Below are 19,910 nucleotides of genomic sequence, written 5' to 3' on the forward strand. Positions count from 1 at the left end.
GTGCCGCTGTACGATCAGACCGACATGGAAAACTACGCCGAGATCCTGACCTGGGCGCTCAACGAGTCCAGGGGATGCCCCCTGCGCAACAGCGAGATGGTCCTCATCCGCTACGACATCCCCGGACTGGCCCTGGCCGAGGCGGTCTACTCGCGGCTCATGGACATGCACCTCATGCCCGTGGCCATGGCCCAGCCCACGCCCTACATGGAGATGGAGCGCTACCTCAATTCCAGCTTCGGCCAACTTCTGTTCCAACAGCCGGGACTTGCCGAGCTCTACTCCCGGACCGCCGGGGTCATCAACATCATCGCCCCGGAGGAGCTGACCTACCTCCGGACCGTGGACCCGCGCACCATCGCCGAGGCCCGGCGCGCAGACGCGCCCAACCGGCGCATCCTCCAGCGGCGCAGGCAGTCCGGGGCCATGGGCTGGACCACCTGCCTGTATCCGACCGAGGCCCTGGCCAAGGGCGCGGGCATGACGCTCGACGAGTACGCCTACGCCCTGAAGCGCGCCTGCTGGCTGAACATGCCCGACCCTGCGGCCGAGTGGCGGCGCTTGAAGCGGGAGGTCGGCGAGGTCCGGGCCTGGCTCGACGGCCTGTCCATCCGCTCGCTCAGGGTGGAATCGGAGGACATCGACCTGACCGTGGGCATCGGCGACAACCGCCGGTTCGTGGGCGTGAACGGGGCCAACATCCCCGGCTACGAGATCTACGTCGCCCCGGACGCGCGCAAGGTGGACGGGACCTACTTCGCGGACCAGCCTACCCTGCGCTACGGCCACCTGGTGTCCGGCATGGTCTTGGACTTCTCCGGGGGCGTTGCCTCGCGGGCCGAGGCCGAGGTCGGTCAGGTGTTCGTCCAGCAGCAGCTCTATTCGGACGCGGGCGCGCGCAGGGTGGGGGAGTTCTCCCTGACCGACAGGCGGTTCTCACGGGTGGACCGGTTCATGGCCCACACCCTCCTGGACGAGAACTTCGGCGGGGAGCACGGCAACTGCCACCTGGCCCTGGGCGGCTCGGTGCTCGAAAGTTTCTCCGGCCCGCCCGAGCTGCTCACCCCGGAGCTGGAATACGAACTCGGCTTCAACTCGTCCGACATGCACTGGGACCTGGTCAACACCCAGCCCAAGCGGGTCACCGCCCGGCTGGCGGACGGCAGTCCGAAGCTGGTCTACGAGAATGGGCGGTTTCGCCTCTGAGGGGCCGGTCTCCGGTTCAGCGGGAATCGTCCGACAGGGCATTCGTAACAATTTTTCTGTTGGCTTCGCAGTGCATATTGTTGTATAGAACAGCGGGTATCGACATGAAGAAGAATCCGAGACGTAAAAGCCTCTATTTGGTCAGGACCGAGCAGGCCGAGTTGCAGGAACTGGAGGCCCGGCAGCGGTCCGAGACGCGGAATCTCTACGTGATCAAGACCGACGATGAGGTGGCGAACAAGTACCGCGACGTCATCATTGATTTCGCCGCCGGCAAGGGCGTTTTTTTGCTCGTCACCCGCGACAAGACCTTCGTCCATACCTTCCGCGCCGCCGTGTGCCAGACCATGGGCCTGCCCCAGGGGACGGTGTTCGCGGCCCAGGATCTGGCCGGGGCCTCGAACCTGCTCAGGGGCCTCGCGGCCAACGGGGCCACGCTGTTTCTGTTCATCGAGTACGCCCTGGACTCGGAACTGACCGTTTCCTACCTGCGCCACGTCAAGCCAATGTATCCTGACATGAAGGTGGCCGTGATCTCGCGGGACATCAACCGCGAACGGCTTTTCCAATTCTACGAGGACGGCGCGGACTCCTTCCTCAAGAAGCCGGCGAGCATCAACTCCGTGATCAAGAAGATCGCCTTCATGCTCAAGCCCCGGTGCGAGGCGGACGCTCTGGTCTGCGAGGGACGCGAGCACATCCGGGCCAACCGCTTCGAGGAGGCCCAGGCCGTGGCCGAGCAGGTCCTGTCCCGCTGGCCCCGGCACGCGGCCGCCATGGTCGTGCTGGGGGACGCCAAGAAGGGACTGGCCAAGCGCGGAGAGGCGTTGAGCGCCTACCGGCAGGCCGAGGACCTCTCCGGCGACTATCTGGAGCCGCTGCAGAAGATCGCGGCCATGCACTGCGAGGACGACAACCTGTGCGAGGCCCTGCACTACCTGTGCAAGCTCGACGACATATCGCCGCTCAACTGCTCCCGAAAGATGCGCATCGCCGAGATGCACTTCGAGCAGGGCGACGCGGCCGGCGCCGAGAAGTATTTCGACCAGGCCATCGATGCGGCCCGCGAGGAGGCCCTGAGCGCGGTGGGCGAGATGTCCCTGGACATCGCCGAGATGGCCTCCCGATTCGACCCCGGGATGGCCGCCAAGTACTATCGCCGGAGCCTGGAGCTGGTGAAGAATTCCAAGAGCGCCCTGACCATGTCCGTCTATAACCGCCTGGGCATCTCCCTGCGCAAGCAGGGGTTGTGGAACGAGGCCATCGAGGCGTACGGCGAAGCCGCCAAATACTCCCCGGAAGACGAAAACATCCAGTACAACATCAGCCTGGCCTACGGCGAGGGCCAGTGCTACCGCGAAGCGGCGCAACACATGCGCAACGCCCTGGCGCTCAATCCGGACCTGTACCGGGACAACCCCAACCTGGCCTACTCGGTGGGCTCGACCTTCGCGCGCGGCGACAGGCCCCGCGAGGCCGTGGAAGTCCTGACGTACCTCCTCGAAATTTCTCCGGGATTCCAGGACGCCGAGAGGCTCCTGCGCGAGGTCACCGCGGCCGGAAGCGGCCCCATCCGGCTGTAGCCGCCGTCCCGGTCCGGCCCTTGTCGCCGCGCGCGGCCCGCCCTCCGGATTTTTCTTGTCATCCTGGTTATTGACAACCTTATCCCCATGCTTATTTTCCCCACAGGTCTGGCTCCCCGCTGGCCTTTTCATTACTCAATACGTTTCCCAAGGAATTGATTTCATGGCGAAAAATACGAACGAAGTGCCCATCAACGGTCTGTACGACGACGAGGGGCGGATATTGGAGGAACAGGCCGTCGAAGGCCGGAGCGATAATGAGGCCGAATCCGCCGAGGAATCGGCGGAGGTGTCTCTGAGCAAAGAGGAACTGGCCGCCCTGTGCAAGGAATCGGTCTGTCCCGAGTGCGACATGTTCAAGGAGGCCGAGGCCATCCGGCTGCGCGCCCTGGCCGACTCCGAGAACGTCAAGAAGCGGCTGCTCCGGGAGACCGAGGAGTTGAAGAAGTACGCGGGCGAGTCCATCTTGTCCGACCTGCTGCCCATCCTCGACAACCTGGATCTGGCCCTGTCCCACACCGACAACCTGTCCGCCGAGTGCAAGAACTTCGTGGTCGGCGTGGACATGACCCGCAAGATTTTCCTGGACGCGGTCAGGAACCATGGCCTGGAGGCGGTGCAGGCGGCCAAGGGAACCGAATTCGACCCCGAAATCCATGACGCCGTGGGCACCGTGCAGGAACCTTCGCTGGGCGACAACCGGATCGCCCAGGTGGTCCAGAACGGTTACCGTCTCAAGGGGAGGCTGCTGCGTCCGGCCAAAGTCATGGTCAACAAGCTGTAGGTTTTTTGACGCTGCGGCCTTTACAAGGGCCAACGCGTGATTATTGAAGAAAGTAACGAAAATTTACGTCAAATACGACTTTTATATCTTAGGAGGACATCAATATGGGTAAGATCATAGGGATCGACCTTGGAACCACCAACTCCTGTGTCTACGTCATGGAGGGCAAAGACCCGAAATGCGTCACCAACCCCGAGGGCGGCCGAACCACCCCGTCCGTGGTGGGGTTCACAGACAAGGAGCGGCTGGTCGGCGACATCGCCAAACGCCAGTCCGTCACCAACCCCGAGAAGACCGTCTTCGCCATCAAGCGGCTCATGGGCCGCGCCGCCGGCGCCCCGGAGGTCCAGAAGTGGCAGGAGCACTGTCCGTACAAGATCGTGGCCGGTAACGGAAGCGACGCCTGGGTCGAGATCGACGGCAAGAAGTACTCTCCGCCCGAAGTCTCCGCCATGATCCTGCAGAAGCTGAAGAAGGACGCCGAGACCTACCTGGGCGAGCCCGTCACCGAGGCCGTCATCACCGTCCCGGCCTACTTCAACGATTCCCAGCGCCAGGCCACCAAGGATGCGGGCAAGATCGCCGGTCTCGAGGTCAAGCGCATCATCAACGAGCCGACCGCGGCCTCCCTGGCCTACGGTTTCGACAAGAAGGCCAATGAGAAGATCGCGGTCTTCGACCTCGGCGGCGGCACGTTCGATATCTCCATTCTCGAAGTGGGCGACAACGTCGTCGAAGTGCGTGCCACCAACGGCGACACCTTCCTGGGCGGCGAGGATTTCGACCATCGGATCATCGAGTACCTGGTGAACGAGTTCAAGAAGGAAAACGGCATCGACCTGTCCAAGGACCGCATGGCTCTCCAGCGCCTCAAGGAGGCCGCCGAAAAGGCCAAGCACGACCTGTCCTCCTCCATGGAGACCGAGGTCAACCTGCCGTTCATCACCGCCGACCAGAACGGCCCGAAGCACATGATGGTCAAGATCAGCCGCGGCAAGCTCGAGAAGCTCGTCGACGACCTGGTCGACCGCACCGTGGAGCCGTGCCGCAAGGCCCTGAAGGACGCCGGCTTGTCCGCATCGGACATCGACGAGGTCATCCTCGTCGGCGGCATGACCCGCATGCCCCTGGTCCAGGAGAAGGTGAAGTCCTTCTTCGGCAAGGAGCCCAACCGCTCCGTGAACCCGGACGAGGTCGTCGCCATGGGCGCGGCCATCCAGGGCGGCATCCTGGCCGGCGACGTCAAGGACGTCCTGCTCCTCGACGTGACCCCGCTGTCGCTGGGCATCGAGACCATGGGCGGCGTGATGACGCACCTGATCGAGCGCAACACGACCATCCCGACCAAGAAGTCCCAGGTCTTCACCACCGCGGCCGATAACCAGCCGTCCGTGTCCATCCGGGTCTTCCAGGGCGAGCGTCCCATGTGCGCGGACAACAAGCTGCTCGGCAACTTCGAGCTGACCGGCATTCCGCCGGCGCCGCGCGGCGTGCCGCAGATCGAGGTCTCCTTCGACATCGACGCCAACGGCATCGTGCACGTCAACGCCAAGGACCTGGGCACCGGACGCGAACAGTCCATCCAGATCACGGCCAGCTCCGGCCTGTCCGACGACGAGATCAACCAGATGGTCAAGGACGCCGAGGCCCACGCCGACGAGGACAAGAAGAAGCAGGCCCTGATCGAGGCCCGCAACCAGGCCGATACCCTGGTCTACACTTCGGAGAAGTCCCTGCGCGACCTCGGCGACAAGGTCGACGCCGCCGTGAAGGCGGACATCGAGAGCAAGATCGAGGAAGTCAAGAAGGCCCTGGAGGCCGACGACCCCGACCAGATCAAGGCCAAGTCCGACGAGCTGGCCCAGGCCTCGCACAAGCTGGCCGAACAGCTCTATGCCCAACAGAACGCCGAGAACGCCAATCCCGGCGCGGCGGCGGGCGCGGCCGGTCCTGAAGCCGGTTCCTCGGCCAAGGATGACGACGACGTGGTGGACGCCGACTACACCGAAGTCAAGTAGTTCGGCTTGCCTTCACAGGCCAAGCGAAGTATAGCATTACCCGGTCCGCAGTATGCGGGCCGGGTTTTTTTATCTGGTTGCGGGCAATGGCCGCGGCCGAACCGACAATGCACCAAGCCGTCCCCCATGAAAAATTCCGCATATAACGTCAAGATACTGGCCGCCCTGGTCCTGGTCGGCCTCCTTTCCTGGGGTTGCGCGCCCAGGACCATGCCCGTCAAGAGCGCGGACATGCTGTCCACGCCCAACCTCCTGGTCGAAGCCGACGCCGCCTGGAAGGCCAAGCACTGGGAGGCGGCCGAGCTCTACTACGCCGCCGCCCTGGAGCGGCCCGACCTGGTCCGGAGCGAACTGCCCACGGTCTACGTCCGGCTGGCCGAATCCGCATCGCAGAACGGCCACTACCACCAGGCGCGCATCGCCCTGGAGCAGTGGGCCAACCAGGACACCCAGGTCTTGGAGCGGGCGGACTGGGAGCGGCTCTACCTCGACGCCATGGGCGCCCTGGGCAAGACCGAGCGGCTGAGCAACCACCTGCAATGGGTCCTGGGCGCGAGCAACGTGCCGTGGCCGACCAAGCAGGCGGTGGCCCTGTGGTACGCGGACTACTACGACGGCCACGAGGACTACGAGCGCGCCCTGGACGTCCTGGACAGGTTCTACGCCCTGGCCCCGGACGAGCAGGCCAAGTCCCTGTTCGAGCATGAATTTTCCCAGCGTTTGGCCGACATGGACGACACCGTGGTGGGCGACCTGGCCAAGACGGTCACCCCGGTCAACCAGTGGCGCTTCCCCTATGCCCTGGTGGCGTTTGAGCGCGGTGTGCGCACGGCTTCGGACAGCTCGGCGTGGTCCGCAGACTGGCGCACCCTGCGCGACCTGGCGACCTCCGGCGAACTGGCCGATCCCATCCCGTTGCAGAACAAGCTGGCCGAGCTTGAGGCGCGCTACGGCGTGCCGCGCATCGGCCTGGCCCTGGCCCTGCCCGTGACCGGGCCGTACGCCAGGGTGGGCGTGAAGATCCTGCGCGGCGCGGGGTTGGCCCAGTGGCGGCTGGCCCAGGAGGGCGTGGACGTGGAGCTCCGGGTCATCAACACCGAGGCCCCCGGCTGGGAGGCCCGGCTGGCCCAGTTGCCCAGCCACTTCTCCGTGGTCGGCGGGCCGCTGCGCATCAACGCCTTCAAGCGGTTCTACGAGGCCGATTCCCCGGCTGCCGGCGTGCTCGGGAAGCGCGCCGTGTTTGCCTTCCTGTCCTCCTTGGGTGATCTGACCGAGGGCAAGGACGCCTGGCGTTTCTTCACCAGCCGGAACGACGAGGTGCGCAGCCTGGTCCACCTGACCGTGGACAAGCTCGGCATCACCGATCTGGCCGTCTTCTATCCCGAGGAGAAGTTCGGCCGGACCATGGCCCAGACCTTCTACAGCGAGGCCGCGCCGCTCGGCGGGCGGATCAAGGGCATGCAGTCCTATCCGCCGCACGAACTCAAGCAGTGGACCCGGCGCGTGGGCAAGTTGCTGAAGGTGCCCGCTGATTTCAGCGACAACAAGGACGTGCCCCTGCCCATGCCGGACTTCGGGGCGGTGTTCATCCCGGACGGTTGGCGCCAGGCCCAGACCCTGCTGCCCAACTTCTTTTTCTACGAGGGCGACCAACTGGTCTTCCTCGGCCCCGGCCTGTGGAGCCGGGCCCTGGACGACGCCAAGGACGTGGACGAGCACTACTACCGCCTGGCGGTCTGTCCCGGCGCGTGGTGGGACGGCTCGGACGGCGGCAAGGCGCTCCAGACAGCCCTGACCGAGGAGGGGTTGGGCCAGGCCGACTTCTGGGTGGCGCTGGGCTACGACTTCCTGCGCTTCGCGGGCAAGCTCGGCACCCTGCCCGCGTCCTGGGACAGCGACATGGTCAACAAACGCATCCGCAAGGCCGAGGACATGGACTTCAGCATGGCCCCCATGACCTGGGACAAGAACGGCACGGCCAGCCAGGACCTGTACCTGTTTACCCCGGCCGCCAACGGCAAGCGGATCGTGGACCCCGAAAAGTTCGCCGAGCGCATCGCCAGGGCCAAGGCCCGGCGCGAACGGCGCATGGAAAATTACGAGAAGCGGTTGGAGGAAGAGGGCAAGCCCGCCTCCGCCACCGACCAGTAGCCGCCCGAAGCCGGTGCGGCGCATAAAGGAGAAACCCATGAAGATCAGTCCCGAAGAAGTGGCCAAGGTCGCCAGCCTCTCCCGGCTCGACCTGCCCGAGGACAAGCTCGAATTGTTTGCCGGGCAGCTCGGCGACATCCTTGCCTACATGGACAAGCTCGGCGAGCTCGATACGGACGCGGTGGAGCCCCTGTACAGCCCGGTCAAGCACACCACGGTGTTGCGCCGGGACGAAGTGCGCAAGGACTACAGGCGCGAGGAAATCCTGGCCAACGCTCCGGAGCAGGACGGCCAGTTCTTCATTGTTCCACGCATTGTTTAATATTTTGATATAATTCAGGATTGATTAATGTCTGAGCTACATACGAAGACCCTCTCCGAGATCGCGGCCCTGCTGCAATCCGGCGACGTCAAGGTTGTCGAGGTGGTCAAGCACTGCCTGGACCGCATCGAGGCCACCGAGCCCCGGATCAAGGCGCTCATCACGGTCATGGGCGACGAGGCCCTGAAAGAGGCCGAGGCCATGGACGCGGCCGGACCGGACCCGTCCAAGCCGCTGTGGGGCGTGCCCATGGTCCTCAAGGACCTGTTGACCACCAAGGGCGTCAAGACCACCTGCGGCTCGAAGATCCTTGAGAATTTCGTGCCCTTTTACGACGCCACGGCCGTGGCCCGGCTGAAGGAGGCCGGGGCCGTGTTCGTCGGCAAGGCCAACATGGACGAGTTCGCCATGGGCTCGTCAACCGAGAACTCCGCATTTTTCATGACCGCCAACCCGTGGGACGTGGAACGCGTGCCCGGCGGGTCCTCGGGCGGTTCCGGAGCCACGGTGGCGGCCGGGCAGTGCTTCGGCGCGCTCGGCACCGACACCGGCGGGTCCATCCGCACCCCGTCCTCGTTTTGCGGCATCGTCGGCCTCAAGCCGACCTATGGGCGCATCTCCCGGTTCGGGCTGATCGCCTACGGTTCTTCGCTCGACCAGATCGGGCCCATGACCCGGTCCGTGGAGGACGCGGCCCGGCTGCTCCAGGTCATGGCCGGACACGATCCCAAGGACTCCACCTCCGTGGACGTCGAGGTCCCGGATTACCTGGCCGGGCTCGGTCGCGAGGACCTTAAGGGCGTCAAGATCGGCCTGCCCGAGGAGTATTGGGGCGAGGGCCTGGACGAGGAGGTCAAGGAGGCCTGCGCGGGTGCCGTGGCCCAGATGCAAAAACTCGGGGCCGAGGCCGTGCCGGTCAAGCTGGCCCTGACCGAGTACGCCATCGCCACCTACTACATCATCGCCATGGCCGAGGCCTCGTCCAACCTGTCCCGGTTTGACGGCGTTCGCTTCGGCTACCGCAACAAGAAGGCCGAGGAGCTGATCGACATGTACACCGCCAGCCGCACCGAAGGGTTCGGCGACGAGGTGCAGCGGCGCATCATCATGGGCACCTACGTGCTCTCCAGCGGCTACTACGACGCCTACTACAACAAGGCCGCCAAGGTCCGCCGCCTGCTGCGCCAGGACTTCGACAAGGCCTTCGAGCAGTGCGACTTCATCGCCGGTCCGGTTTGCCCGACCACGGCCTTCGTCAAGGGCGACAAGGCCGATCCGTTGCAGATGTACCTCATGGACATCTTCACCATTTCCGCCAACCTGGCGGGCATCCCGGCCATGTCCCTGCCCGTGGGGCTGGGCAAGGATTCCGCGATGCCGGTGGGCCTCCAGCTCATGGGCCCGGCCTTCTGCGAGGCGGAGATGCTCTCCGTGGCCGAACGGTTGGAGCGCGCCCTGCCGCCCCTGTCCATACCCGAGCTCTAGGGCTTTCCCGCAACGCGAAAGCCGGTTGCCGACAACTGTCGGCAACCGGCTTTTTTCTATCGGCTGAGTGTCGGGCGGTCCGGCTTATCGCCTGCGACCGGGGTCCCCGATGTTGTCGTCTTTCATCCAGTTGAAGTTGAGGCTCGTCCGCCCCATGGCCCCGTGGTTCACGAACCGGATGTTCGAGGCGGGTCTGCCGTGGCGTCCGGCCCTGAGCAGGGGGATGATGACCGCGCCGCCCACGCCCGTGGCCAGGCCGCCCGCGGTCCCGGCGATCAGGCCGAGGGCGGTGTCGTCCAGCAGGTAGTTGGTCACGGCCGCGACGACGGCAGCGGCGACTATGCCAAGCCAGGCCCGGTACAGGCCGAGGAACCCGGCCAGAAAAAAGAGCCCGACGAAAGCGAGGAAGCCGATGCCGTGATATTGGTATTCCATAGGGTGTTCAATAGTCCATTGCCGGCGGCAGGGCAAGCCGGCAGAGCGGGGTCGGGCGCCGTCGGCATCATCATGCCGGGATACCTTCATATTATAATATCTTCCCATTTTCCTCCTGGTTTCGTAGGATGCCGCACATGACGCATGGGGGAAAATACCGATGACCATTGCCGTGGCCGTTTCAGGAGGCATGGACAGCCTGCTCGCGCTCGCTCTGCTCAAGGAGCGGGGCGAACCGCTCATGGCCGTGCACGGGCATTTCCTGCCGCCGTCTCTGGCCTGGGAGCGGGTGGCCGCGGGACTGGCCGGGGCGTGCGGAACGCTCGGTGTGCCGTTTCACGCCCTGGACCTGCACCAGGCCTTCGACGACCGGGTGATCAAGCCGTTCGTGGCCGAGTACAGGGCCGGGCTGACGCCCAACCCGTGCGCCATGTGCAACCCGCGCATGAAGTTCGGGGTGCTCTTCGACGCGGCCCGCAACCTCGGGGCGGACCGGCTGGCCACCGGCCACTACGTCAGCATGGCCGACCGGGAGCAGGGCAGGATGCTGGTGCGCGGCCGGGACGCCGCCAAGGACCAGAGCTATTTCCTGTCCATGGTCCCGGTGGAGAACCTGCGTCTGGCCGAGTTCCCCCTGGCCCGGACCTTCAAGCGCGACGTGCCGGCCATCCTCGAAGCCCACGGCCTGACCCCGCCGTTGCCGAGAGAGAGCCAGGAGATATGCTTCGTGCCGGACGACGACTACCAGCACTTCCTGACCGCGCGCTGCGACATGCCCGGACCGGGCCCGGCGGCCCTGCCGGACGGCCGGATCATCGGCGAGCACCAGGGGCTGTGGCGGCACACCCAGGGCCAGCGGCGCGGCCTGGGCATCCCGTGGTCCGAGCCGCTCTACGTCCTGGACAAGGATGTGGCGAGCAACACCCTGATCGTGGGGCCGAAGGCGTTCCTCGCCGCCGACGGGTGCGTGGCCGGACAGGTCAACCTCATGTGCCCGGTCAGGGACTGGCCCGGCACCGTGCTGGTCCAGACCCGCTACCGCCAGAAGGCCAAGCCCGCCAAGGCGTGGCTGTCCGGCGGCAAATTGTACTTTGATTTTCTGGAGCCCCACGTCCGGCCCACGCCCGGCCAGGTGGCCGCGGTCTATGACGAGGCCGGGACCGTGCTCGGCGGCGGGGTCATCGAGGAGGCGCTGTAGGCGCTAGAAGCCGCGCTGCATCTCCATCCGCTCGCGGAGGTCCCGGTCGAACCCGTCGCGACGCTCCCGGTTCATGGCCTTGTGGATTTCCTCGGCGGTCAGTTCGGGCTTCTTTTCCAGGTAGGCGGCCATGCGCTGCACCGCGCTGGTGGCCCGGTAGTACAGGGGCTCGCGGTAGGTCTTGAGCAGGCCGAAACCCGCCTCGCGCTGGCCCAGGTAGATGAGCGTCAGGCCGAGATAGTAGGTGGAGTCCGGCAGGTCCGGGTATTTTTCGAGGGTGTCGGTGAAAATTTTGCGGGCCGCCTCGAAATTTCCGTCGTTCAACTGCTTGATTCCTGCCTTGTTGTTGAGATAGGCCTCGTTCGGGCCGTTGTTCAGGAAGTCTCCGGAGGAGTTCAGGGACACGCCGAATCCGCCCGCGCCGACGCCCACCGAGGTCGAGCCCGCGCCTATGCCGACTCCCACGCCGCCCCCGCCGGTGCCCACGCCCACCCCTACGCCGAGGGACGAGCCCACGCAGCCCGCGAGCAGCAGGGCCAGCAGGGCAAACAGGGCGGCCAGGGGCCGGGACGTGGTGCCTGAAGGGCGGGAAATGGTATTCGTTTGCTTCATGGGGGCCACCTCGGCTAGAATGAATGAACTTTTTTACAAACCGGACAGACGTATCCTAGCATGACAACCTTCCACACCGCCACCCTGGGTTGCAAGATCAACCAGTACGAGACCCGGTCCATCGCCGAGGCCTGGGCCGGGCGGGACGCCGTCGAGGTGGACGACCCGCGCGCGGCCGATCTCATCCTGGTCAACTCCTGCGCCGTGACCGCCAACGCCGTGGCCGACCTGCGCCAGGCCGTGCGCCGCTTCCACCGCGACAACCCCGAGGCCGGGATCATCGTCACCGGGTGCGCGGCCCAGGTCCTCCCCGACGAATTGGCGGCCTTGCCCGGCGTGATCCGGGTGGTCGCCCAGGCTGACAAGGCGCAGTTGCTGGACGGCCCCGAGGGGTATGCGGCAGGCCGGGACAAGCCGCGCTTCGCGCCCTTTTCCATCACCGGCTACGGCCGGGCCCGTGCCGTGGTCAAGGTCCAGGACGGCTGCTCCCATTTCTGCACCTACTGCATCGTGCCCCTGACGCGCGGCCGGTCCGTGAGCCGCGATCCGGCCGAGGTGGAGGCCGAGGTTGCCCGGCTGCTCGGCGCGGGCTTTCGCGAGTTCATTTTAAGCGGCATCAACCTGCGCCACTTCGGGCGCGACCTCGCGGGCAAGCCGGATTTCTGGGATCTGGTGGCCCGGCTGGAGGAGGCCTTCGCCCTGGACTGGGCCGGACGGGCGCGGCTGCGCATCTCGTCCGTGGAGCCGGGCCAGTTGACCGACAAGGCGCTTGCCGTGCTCGGTGCGTCCCGGCTGGTCTGTCCCCAACTCCACCTTTCCCTGCAAAGCGGGGACCCGGACGTGCTCAAGGCCATGGGGCGCGGCCACTATTCGCCGCAGTCCGCCGTGGAGTTTATGGAACGGCTCAAGGCGGTCTGGCCGGTCATGGGGTTGGGCGCGGACCTGATCACCGGGTTTCCGGGCGAGACCGAGGCGCAGTTCGAGCACACCATGGAACTGTGCCGTTCGCTGCCCCTGACGTACGGACATGTTTTCCCCTATTCCGAGCGGCCCGGCACCAAGGCCGTGGACCTTCCCGGCGCGGTGGACGTGCCGGTGCGCAAGGAGCGCGCGGCCCGGCTGCGGAAGCTCGTGGGCCGGAAGAAGTCCGCCTTTTTGAAGCGCCTGCTCGACCTGCCGCAGTTGGACGTCCTGGTCCAGGACGAGCGCGGACGCGGGGTCAGCCAGTACTACGCGGCCTGCCGGTTCGAGGACGCGCCCGACTGCGCGCCTCGTTCCCTGGTCCGGGCGCATCCCGTGCGCGTGGACAAGGGCGTGGTCATAGTCGAGCCTCTCGCCGGGGCGATGGAGGACGCACGGTGAGTACGCCCAGGACGCCCGATCCGGGGCTGCTGGTCATCTCCGTGCTGAGCGCGGACTGGGACGGGTTTTGGCCCGTGGTCGGCGCGGAGCTGGAGCAGCGGTTCGGCCCGTTCGACTCGTCCGAGGAGTTCGCCTTCGATGAGACCGACTACTACAATGACGAACTGGGCGCGCCCATCACCCGCAGGCTCATCGCCTTCGACGAATTGCGCCCCCTGGATGAACTGGCGGACATCAAGCTGTGGACCAACGCGGTGGAGCAGCGGTTCGCTGCGGACGGACGCAGACGGTTCAACCTGGATCCCGGTTTCCTGACCCTGCAACGCCTGGTCCTGGCCACGGGCAAGAACTTTTCCCACCGCATCTATCTGCGCGACGGCATCTGGGCCGACCTGACCCTGATCTGGCAGCGCGGGCACTGGGTGGATTTTCCCTGGACGTTCCCCGATTACGCGGGGGAGGCCATGAAAACGCGGCTGACAAAGCTGCGCCTGTCGTATAAAAACAAGCGGAGCAAGCCGCAAACGTGATTTTTTCCACAACACGCGGCTTCCAACCAGAAGGAAAAACATATGCCTGTAAGCATGACCGGCTTCGGCCGGTGCGAGACCAATGAACACGCCTGGACCCACGTCTGGGAGATTAAAAGCGTCAACGGCCGGTTTCTGGACGTCAAATGGCGCATGCCCGGTTCCCTGCGTTCGCTGGAAAACGGCTGGGAGCGAATCGTCCGTACCTACGCCTCGCGCGGCCGGGTGGACGTCTCCCTGAACCTCGAAGTCCTGGACGCCGGGGTGCTCGGGGTGTCCTTCAACGAGACCATGGCCCAGGCCATGTTCAGTGAAATGGAGAAGCTGGCCGAGAGCCGGGGCGAGATCTTCAATCCGGACTACAACCGGGTGCTGGCCATGCCGTCCCTGTGGCGCGACAGCGGTTCCGAGCCCGATCCGGGGCTGGCCGAGAGCCTGAACAGGGGGCTGGAAGCGGCGTTGGCCGATTGGGTGGACGCCCGGTCCAGGGAGGGCGAGGCCCTGGTGGCCGACCTGACGGCCCGGCTCGCCACCCTGCGCGAACTGGCCGACAAGGTCCGCGAGCGCGTGCCGGACATCCTCGAAGCCAAGAAGGCGTCGCTCCGGCAGCGCATCACCGACATGCTGGAATCGGCCAACGCCGAGTTCTCCGAGGACCGCATGCTCCAGGAGGTGGCCTACCTCACGGACAAACTCGACGTGTCCGAGGAGCTGACCCGGCTCGACGCCCACCTGGAGCGGCTGGCCGAGGTCCTGGCCGACAAGGACGAAGTGGGCAAGAAGCTCGACTTTCTGGTGCAGGAGACCTTCCGCGAGATCAACACCTGCGGCAACAAGGCGCAGGATACCGAGGTCAGCCGGTTGGTGGTGGATTTCAAGGCGGAGCTGGAACGCTGCCGCGAACAGGTGCAAAACATCGAGTAGGTGGGCATGCAGAAACAGGGATTACTCAACGTCGGTTTCGGCAACTTCGTGGTGCTGGACCGGGTTATCTCCATCGTCAATCCGTCCAGTGCGCCCATGCGGCGCCTGCGCGAGGACGCCCGCGCCGAGGGGCGGCTCATCGACGCCACCCAGGGCCGCAAGACCAGGGCGATCATCGTCACCGACTCCAACCACGTTGTCCTGTCCGCCATCCAGGCCGAGACCATCGGGCAGCGGTTCAGCGCGGACGAGGGGGAATAGGTGGTTCAGGACGATCACAAATTCAGGCTGGGCGAGGTCCTGGTGGTCTGCGCGCCCAGCGGCACGGGCAAGAGCACGCTCATCGCCATGCTGCGCGAGCAATATCCGGACTTCGGGTTCTCCATCTCCTACACCACCCGCGCGCCGCGCGGGGTCGAGCAGGACGGCCGGGAATACCACTTCGTGTCCCGCGAGACCTTCGTGGCCATGCGCAGCAAGGGCGCGTTCTGCGAGTGGGCCGAGGTCCACGGCAATTTCTACGGTACGGCCACCAAGCCGGTGGAGGAGATGCTCCACCGCGGCCAGGACGTGCTCTTCGACATCGACGTGCAGGGCGCCAAGCAGCTCAAAAAGACCTTCTACAAGGGGACCTTCGTCTTCCTGCTGCCCCCGTCCCGCGAGGAGCTGGTGCGCAGGCTGCGGGGCCGCGGCACCGACTCGGAGGAGTCCATCGTGAAGCGGCTGGCCAACGCCTCGGGCGAACTGGCCCAGGCCGAGTGGTTCGACTACTGGGTGGTCAACGACGACCTGGACGCGGCGTACAAGGAGCTTGAGGCCGTGTACCTGGCCGGAAAGTGCAAGCCGTCGCTTCGGCCCGGCATCCTCGACAACATCATGCAGACCTGGAAAGACAATGGCTGATCTCGTCGTCGCACTGGACTTCGGGGACGCGGCGTCGGCCCTGGCCATGGCCCGGACCCTCAAGGGCACGGCCCCGTGGATGAAGGTCGGCCTGGAGCTGTTCACGGCCGAGGGCCCCAAGGTGGTCACCGGGCTCAAGGAGCTGGGATTCAAGGTCTTCCTGGACCTGAAATTCTTCGACATCCCGAACACGGTCCAGGGCGCGGTGCGCTCGGCGGTTCGGCTGGGCGCGGACATGGTCAACATCCACGCCCTGGGCGGGGAGCGCATGGCGCGCGCGGCCATGGAGGGGTGCGCCGAAGGCGCGCTCCCCGGACAGCCGGCGCCCCTGGTTCTGGCCGTGACCATGCTGACCAGCATGGCTGCCGGGGACCTGCCCGTGGCGGACGCACCCGGTCCCTCGGAGATGGCCCTTGACCTGGCTGTGAAAGCCAAGCAATATGGCTTAAATGGAGTGGTCTGTTCGGGCTTGGAGGTGGAGCGGATCAAGGCCTCCTGCGGGAGCGGCTTCGCGTGTCTCACCCCCGGCATCCGTCCGGCCTCGGCCGAGGCCGGGGACCAGCGGCGGGTGGTCACTCCGGCGGAGGCGGTGCGCAGTGGGGCGGATTTCCTGGTCGTGGGCAGGCCCGTGACCAGGGCCGAACGGCCGGAAGAAGCGGCCCGGGCGATCATCGGGGAGATGGACCGGGCCCAATAGGAGCATTGGATGGCCGAGCAGGGGCAGGGTGTCGAAAACCGGCACGAGATAGTGCGCGACGGGGCGGAGAAGATCAAGGGCATCTTCTCCACGCAGACCGTCGCCAAGGTCGGGACAGGGACCACGCAGCGCAAGACGATCCAGAAGACGTACTGGGACGCCGAGGAGCTCGCCACCGGCGAAATTTCCGTCCAGCCCCTGAACCGCAACTACGTTCCGTCCGGCCCCAAACGCAATATTCCGCGCGACGATTTCCTGACCAAGTTCAACCCCGAACCGGAGTTTTACGTGTCCACGGTCTATCCGGCCATAAAGGAGCTGGACGGGGCCATCGTGCGCGGCGAGCAGCACCGCGAGCGGGGCGCGGCCTATTCCGCCGAGTTCGAATACAAGCAGGCCATGGCCATCGACGAGGAGAACGTCCGGGCCAACTTCGGCCTGGGGCTGACCTACCTCGACCGGGGCGACCAGGCCAAGGCCAACGACATTTTCGAGCGTCTGGTCGGGCTCGAAGCCGCCTTCGACGCCGAACACAAGCACCTGTTCAACGATTTCGGCATCAACATGCGCAAGAACAGGATGTACGACCAGGCGCTGCAGTATTATCTCCGGGCCGAGCAACTGGTCCAGAACGACGAACACCTCTTCCACAACATCGCCCGCTGCTATTTCGAGAAGGGCAACATCGAGGGGTGCAAGAAGTATCTGCTCAAGAGCCTGGAACTGAACCCGAACCTTGAGGCGAGTTTGAAGTTTTGGTCCTTCCTCAAGGACAAGGGATACGTGGGCAAGGACGAGGGGCCGGACGTGTCGGCGGTCAAGTCGGACCGGCGGCCCAAGGACGATGCGGATGCGGCGGACGGGGAAAAACCGGCCCCGTCAAAGCCCATCAAGCTGGATTAAGGGTCCGGTGAGCCGCCCGGCGGCTCGGGGCAGGAGTGTTCATGAATCAGGAAAAGATCCAGGGCTTTCTTCAGGAACTGCCACTCATGCGCGAGGACCTGCCGTTTTCGCCCGAGGTCCTGAAACAGCTGTTCGTCCAGACCGGCGACGGGTCGCTGGCCTCCATGGAGGACGTAGGCGGGACCCTGAGCAAGGACCAGGGGCTGACCGCCCGCATCCTGAAGCTGGCCAATTCCGCCTATTACGGCCTGCAGGCCGAAGTGCAGAGCGTGCCCCGCGCCGCTGCCGTGCTGGGCATGGCCGAGATCCGCAACATCGTTCTGGCGCTCGGCGTGACCGGCCTGACCCGACGCTACCCCATGCCCGAGGATTTCGACCTGGGCCGCTACTGGGCGCACCAGTTCATGGTCGCCATGGTCGCCAGGGAGCTGTCCCACATGATCGACGTGGGCAAGCCGGAAAATCTGTTCACCTCCGGGCTGCTCCACGACTTCGGCAAGCTGGTCACCGCCCTGAAGCGGCCGGACGACTGGGCGGCCATCCGCGAGATGGCCGAGAGCGACGAGATGATCGACAGCGAGGCCGAGGAAGAGTACTGGGGGTTGGACCACGCGGTCATCGGCGCGCTGGTGCTGCGCTCCTGGGACTTGCCCGCCGCGCTGGTGGAACCGGTCAACTGGCACCATTCGCCGGACCTGTCGCCGGAATTTTCCAGCGAGTCCAACGTCATCAGCCTGGCCGACAGTGTGGTCCACGCCGTGGACGACCCGGACGGGCGGTACGGCGAACGGGTGGACGAGCTCTGCCAGGCCGTGGACGTGGACGTGGACGACCTGCAGGAAGTCGCCGAGGAGCTGGTCGACTCGGACGACGTCGAACAATTCGTGAACATACTCTCCTGACCACACGGGACAATCGCCTTGCCTTGCATCTGGAAACCCCGCAACGAGGGGGCCGCGCCGTCGTCGGCGGCGGCCATGGCCGAGGAACTGAACGTATCGCCGCTCATCGTGGAAATCCTCTGGAACCGGGGCCTGACCGACGTGGGCGAGATGGACCGCTTCCTCAGTCCGCTGCTGCGGCACATGGCCAACCCGGCCGAGGTCCCCGGCCTGACCGGGGCCGCCGAGACCGTCGCCCGGGGGCTGGCCGAGGGCCGCACCCTGGCCGTCTGGGGCGACTACGACGTGGACGGCATCACGGCCACGGCGGTCATCAAGGAATTCTTCGCCCTGCGCGGCAGGGAGGTCATGCATCACCTGCCCAACCGCATGGAGGAGGGGTACGGGATGAACGTCGAGGGCGTGGAGCGGCTCCACGAGCGGGGTGCGACCATGCTCCTGACCGTGGACTGCGGCATCTCCGACCTCGCGCCGGTGGCCCGCGCCCGCGAGCTGGGCATGACCGTGGTGGTCACGGACCATCACCTGCCCGGCGAGACCCTGCCCGAGGCCCACGCCGTGTGCGACCCGCGCCTGTCCGACGGCGGCTCCTGCGACGACCTAGCCGGGGTGGGCGTGGCCTTCATGCTCGTGGTGGCCCTGAACGGGCTTTTGCCCGGCGACAAGGTGGACGTGCGCCCGCTGCTCGACCTGGTGGCGCTGGGAACCATCGCGGACATCGTCCGGCTGACCGGCCAGAACCGCATCCTGGTCAAGAACGGCCTGCTGGTCATCAAAGAAGCCAAGCGGCCCGGCATGGCCGCGCTTAAGGTGGTCAGCGACTACGCCCGCCAAGCCGAACTCGGGGCCGGACAGATCGGCTTTCACCTGGCCCCCCGGATCAACGCCGCCGGGCGCATGGGTGACCCGGAAAAGGCCCTGAACCTGTTGCTCGCCAAGGATTTCGACTCGGCCATGCCCATCGCCGAAGAGCTCAACGCCATCAACATGGAGCGCCGCCGCCAGGAGCAGGAGATCGCGGACCAGGCCCTGGCCCAGGCCGAGACCATGCGCCATATGGCCGGGCTGGTCCTGTACGCCGAGCATTGGCATCCGGGCATCATCGGCATCGTGGCCTCGCGCGTGGCCGAGAAATACTACCGGCCCACGCTGCTGCTCTGCTCGCCCGAGTCCGCGGACGGCCTGCTCAAGGGATCGGGGCGGAGCATCCCGGAGTTCAACCTGCACGACGGCCTGGCCGAGGTGGCCGACGTGCTCGAAGGCTTCGGGGGCCACGCCCAGGCCGCCGGGCTCTCGCTCAAGGCCGAGAACCTCGAAGCCCTGCGCGAGCGGTTCAACGATCACGTGGTCGCGACCCTCGGGGCCAAGCCGCTCACGCCCACCCTCAAGCTCGACCATGAGCTGGCCTTCTCCAACATCAACAACACCCTGCTCAAGGAACTGGAACTGCTCCAGCCCTTCGGCATGGGCAACCCCGAGCCCGTCTTCGCCACCAAGCCCGTGCGCGTTGCCGAGCATGCCCTGTTCGGCCGCGAGGGCGAACACGTCAAGCTCGTCCTCGAAGACCAGGAGACCGGCGCCAAACTCCCCGGCAAGGCCTGGCGCATGGGCGACTCCCTGACCCGCGCCGTGCACAACCGGGTCATGCGCTTCGCCTTCACCCCCAAGATCGACAGGTTCAGGGGGATTCCGAGCATCGATCTGCGTATCCGGGACTGGATCTTCTGGGTTTAAAATCAGGACTGGATGGCTGCTGTGCGGCGTTGTCGGGTGACTTCGCCTCTGGCGGGCAGGGGGTCGCACCCCTGCACCCCATATTGCGCCTGCGGCGCGGGGTTTTCGTAAAGAAAGAAAAGGCCTCCCCGGTGATATCATCGGGGAGGCCTTGCTGCTTT

The 19,910-nt window shown here is 65.7% G+C and carries 19 protein-coding genes; 17 read left to right on the top strand and 2 right to left on the bottom strand.

Annotated elements, in window-relative coordinates; all coding sequences use genetic code 11:
* The 7 genes from V8V93_RS08695 to gatA all read left to right on the top strand — a co-directional run bounded on the left by V8V93_RS08695 (window position 1) and on the right by gatA (window position 9,549).
* Window positions 1-1,206, top strand: a complete 1,206-nt coding sequence (locus V8V93_RS08695) for an aminopeptidase (RefSeq protein WP_338669966.1) — start codon at window positions 1-3, stop codon at window positions 1,204-1,206.
* A gap of 104 nt (window positions 1,207-1,310) precedes the next feature.
* Window positions 1,311-2,789 carry a tetratricopeptide repeat protein gene (locus V8V93_RS08700; RefSeq protein ID WP_338669967.1) on the top strand — a complete coding sequence of 493 codons (1,479 nt, stop codon included), beginning with the start codon at window positions 1,311-1,313 and terminating at the stop codon, window positions 2,787-2,789.
* Between the two features lie 163 nt (window positions 2,790-2,952).
* A complete protein-coding gene (locus tag V8V93_RS08705) occupies window positions 2,953-3,573 on the top strand; it encodes a nucleotide exchange factor GrpE (RefSeq protein WP_338669968.1) in 621 nt (206 codons plus the stop codon).
* Between the two features lie 104 nt (window positions 3,574-3,677).
* The gene (dnaK, locus tag V8V93_RS08710) at window positions 3,678-5,591 is read left to right on the top strand and encodes a molecular chaperone DnaK (RefSeq protein ID WP_338669969.1); all 1,914 of its coding nucleotides are present in this window, start codon (window positions 3,678-3,680) and stop codon (window positions 5,589-5,591) included.
* Between the two features lie 126 nt (window positions 5,592-5,717).
* Window positions 5,718-7,742 (top strand): hypothetical protein, encoded by a 2,025-nt coding sequence (locus V8V93_RS08715; protein WP_338669970.1) that lies wholly within the window; start codon window positions 5,718-5,720, stop codon window positions 7,740-7,742.
* Between the two features lie 37 nt (window positions 7,743-7,779).
* Window positions 7,780-8,064: an Asp-tRNA(Asn)/Glu-tRNA(Gln) amidotransferase subunit GatC gene (gatC, locus tag V8V93_RS08720; protein ID WP_071546544.1), complete on the top strand. Its 285-nt coding sequence runs from the start codon at window positions 7,780-7,782 to the stop codon at window positions 8,062-8,064.
* A 27-nt stretch (window positions 8,065-8,091) separates the two neighbouring features.
* The gene (gatA, locus tag V8V93_RS08725) at window positions 8,092-9,549 is read left to right on the top strand and encodes an Asp-tRNA(Asn)/Glu-tRNA(Gln) amidotransferase subunit GatA (protein ID WP_338669971.1); all 1,458 of its coding nucleotides are present in this window, start codon (window positions 8,092-8,094) and stop codon (window positions 9,547-9,549) included.
* An 84-nt stretch (window positions 9,550-9,633) separates the two neighbouring features.
* Here the strand turns inward: gatA and V8V93_RS08730 are convergent, their stop codons facing one another.
* Window positions 9,634-9,984 (bottom strand): hypothetical protein, encoded by a 351-nt coding sequence (locus tag V8V93_RS08730; protein ID WP_338669972.1) that lies wholly within the window; start codon window positions 9,982-9,984, stop codon window positions 9,634-9,636.
* 160 nt (window positions 9,985-10,144) lie between these two features.
* On the opposite strand from V8V93_RS08730, the gene mnmA reads away from it, so the two are divergent.
* Window positions 10,145-11,182: a tRNA 2-thiouridine(34) synthase MnmA gene (gene mnmA / locus V8V93_RS08735; protein ID WP_338669973.1), complete on the top strand. Its 1,038-nt coding sequence runs from the start codon at window positions 10,145-10,147 to the stop codon at window positions 11,180-11,182.
* A gap of 3 nt (window positions 11,183-11,185) precedes the next feature.
* On the opposite strand, the gene V8V93_RS08740 is transcribed toward mnmA, so the two are convergent.
* Window positions 11,186-11,794 (bottom strand): tetratricopeptide repeat protein, encoded by a 609-nt coding sequence (locus V8V93_RS08740; RefSeq protein ID WP_338669974.1) that lies wholly within the window; start codon window positions 11,792-11,794, stop codon window positions 11,186-11,188.
* A gap of 60 nt (window positions 11,795-11,854) precedes the next feature.
* Here V8V93_RS08740 and V8V93_RS08745 point away from each other — a divergent pair, with 60 nt between their 5' ends.
* From V8V93_RS08745 to recJ, 9 genes are read left to right on the top strand one after another with little or no spacing between them, the layout of a single operon-like run.
* Window positions 11,855-13,156: a MiaB/RimO family radical SAM methylthiotransferase gene (locus V8V93_RS08745; RefSeq protein ID WP_338669975.1), complete on the top strand. Its 1,302-nt coding sequence runs from the start codon at window positions 11,855-11,857 to the stop codon at window positions 13,154-13,156.
* The gene (locus V8V93_RS08750) at window positions 13,153-13,686 is read left to right on the top strand and encodes a DUF4416 family protein (protein ID WP_338669976.1); all 534 of its coding nucleotides are present in this window, start codon (window positions 13,153-13,155) and stop codon (window positions 13,684-13,686) included. The genes V8V93_RS08745 and V8V93_RS08750 overlap by 4 nt, the downstream gene beginning before the upstream one ends.
* A 42-nt stretch (window positions 13,687-13,728) precedes the next feature.
* On the top strand, window positions 13,729-14,610 hold the full coding sequence (locus tag V8V93_RS08755; RefSeq protein ID WP_338669977.1) for a YicC/YloC family endoribonuclease: 882 nt from the start codon (window positions 13,729-13,731) through the stop codon (window positions 14,608-14,610).
* Between the two features lie 6 nt (window positions 14,611-14,616).
* A complete protein-coding gene (locus V8V93_RS08760) occupies window positions 14,617-14,871 on the top strand; it encodes a DUF370 domain-containing protein (protein ID WP_071546552.1) in 255 nt (84 codons plus the stop codon).
* The gene (gmk, locus tag V8V93_RS08765) at window positions 14,872-15,513 is read left to right on the top strand and encodes a guanylate kinase (RefSeq protein ID WP_338669978.1); all 642 of its coding nucleotides are present in this window, start codon (window positions 14,872-14,874) and stop codon (window positions 15,511-15,513) included.
* Window positions 15,506-16,210, top strand: a complete 705-nt coding sequence (gene pyrF, locus V8V93_RS08770; RefSeq protein ID WP_338669979.1) for an orotidine-5'-phosphate decarboxylase — start codon at window positions 15,506-15,508, stop codon at window positions 16,208-16,210. The genes gmk and pyrF overlap by 8 nt, the downstream gene beginning before the upstream one ends.
* 9 nt (window positions 16,211-16,219) lie before the next feature.
* Window positions 16,220-17,113, top strand: a complete 894-nt coding sequence (locus V8V93_RS08775; protein WP_338669980.1) for a tetratricopeptide repeat protein — start codon at window positions 16,220-16,222, stop codon at window positions 17,111-17,113.
* A gap of 41 nt (window positions 17,114-17,154) precedes the next feature.
* Complete coding sequence (locus tag V8V93_RS08780) at window positions 17,155-18,015, top strand: HDOD domain-containing protein (protein WP_338669981.1); 861 nt, start codon at window positions 17,155-17,157, stop codon at window positions 18,013-18,015.
* 18 nt (window positions 18,016-18,033) lie between these two features.
* The gene (gene recJ / locus V8V93_RS08785; RefSeq protein ID WP_338669982.1) at window positions 18,034-19,749 is read left to right on the top strand and encodes a single-stranded-DNA-specific exonuclease RecJ; all 1,716 of its coding nucleotides are present in this window, start codon (window positions 18,034-18,036) and stop codon (window positions 19,747-19,749) included.
* Window positions 19,750-19,910: the final 161 nt, after the last annotated feature.

The sequence above is a fragment of the Pseudodesulfovibrio sp. 5S69 genome (assembly GCF_037094465.1).
Taxonomy (GTDB): domain Bacteria; phylum Desulfobacterota; class Desulfovibrionia; order Desulfovibrionales; family Desulfovibrionaceae; genus Pseudodesulfovibrio; species Pseudodesulfovibrio methanolicus.

Bases quoted from the DNA above. Each gene is read 5' to 3' on its own strand.
- V8V93_RS08700 (WP_338669967.1), top strand. From the start codon at position 1,311: ATGAAGAAGAATCCGAGACGTAAAAGCCTCTATTTGGTCAGGACCGAG.
- dnaK (WP_338669969.1), top strand. From the start codon at position 3,678: ATGGGTAAGATCATAGGGATCGACCTTGGAACCACCAACTCCTGTGTC.
- pyrF (WP_338669979.1), top strand. From the start codon at position 15,506: ATGGCTGATCTCGTCGTCGCACTGGACTTCGGGGACGCGGCGTCGGCC.
- V8V93_RS08760 (WP_071546552.1), top strand. From the start codon at position 14,617: ATGCAGAAACAGGGATTACTCAACGTCGGTTTCGGCAACTTCGTGGTG.
- gatC (WP_071546544.1), top strand. From the start codon at position 7,780: ATGAAGATCAGTCCCGAAGAAGTGGCCAAGGTCGCCAGCCTCTCCCGG.
- V8V93_RS08715 (WP_338669970.1), top strand. From the start codon at position 5,718: ATGAAAAATTCCGCATATAACGTCAAGATACTGGCCGCCCTGGTCCTG.
- V8V93_RS08740 (WP_338669974.1), bottom strand. From the start codon at position 11,794: ATGAAGCAAACGAATACCATTTCCCGCCCTTCAGGCACCACGTCCCGG.
- V8V93_RS08705 (WP_338669968.1), top strand. From the start codon at position 2,953: ATGGCGAAAAATACGAACGAAGTGCCCATCAACGGTCTGTACGACGAC.
- V8V93_RS08775 (WP_338669980.1), top strand. From the start codon at position 16,220: ATGGCCGAGCAGGGGCAGGGTGTCGAAAACCGGCACGAGATAGTGCGC.
- V8V93_RS08755 (WP_338669977.1), top strand. From the start codon at position 13,729: ATGCCTGTAAGCATGACCGGCTTCGGCCGGTGCGAGACCAATGAACAC.
- gatA (WP_338669971.1), top strand. From the start codon at position 8,092: ATGTCTGAGCTACATACGAAGACCCTCTCCGAGATCGCGGCCCTGCTG.
- V8V93_RS08745 (WP_338669975.1), top strand. From the start codon at position 11,855: ATGACAACCTTCCACACCGCCACCCTGGGTTGCAAGATCAACCAGTAC.
- V8V93_RS08730 (WP_338669972.1), bottom strand. From the start codon at position 9,984: ATGGAATACCAATATCACGGCATCGGCTTCCTCGCTTTCGTCGGGCTC.
- V8V93_RS08780 (WP_338669981.1), top strand. From the start codon at position 17,155: ATGAATCAGGAAAAGATCCAGGGCTTTCTTCAGGAACTGCCACTCATG.
- mnmA (WP_338669973.1), top strand. From the start codon at position 10,145: ATGACCATTGCCGTGGCCGTTTCAGGAGGCATGGACAGCCTGCTCGCG.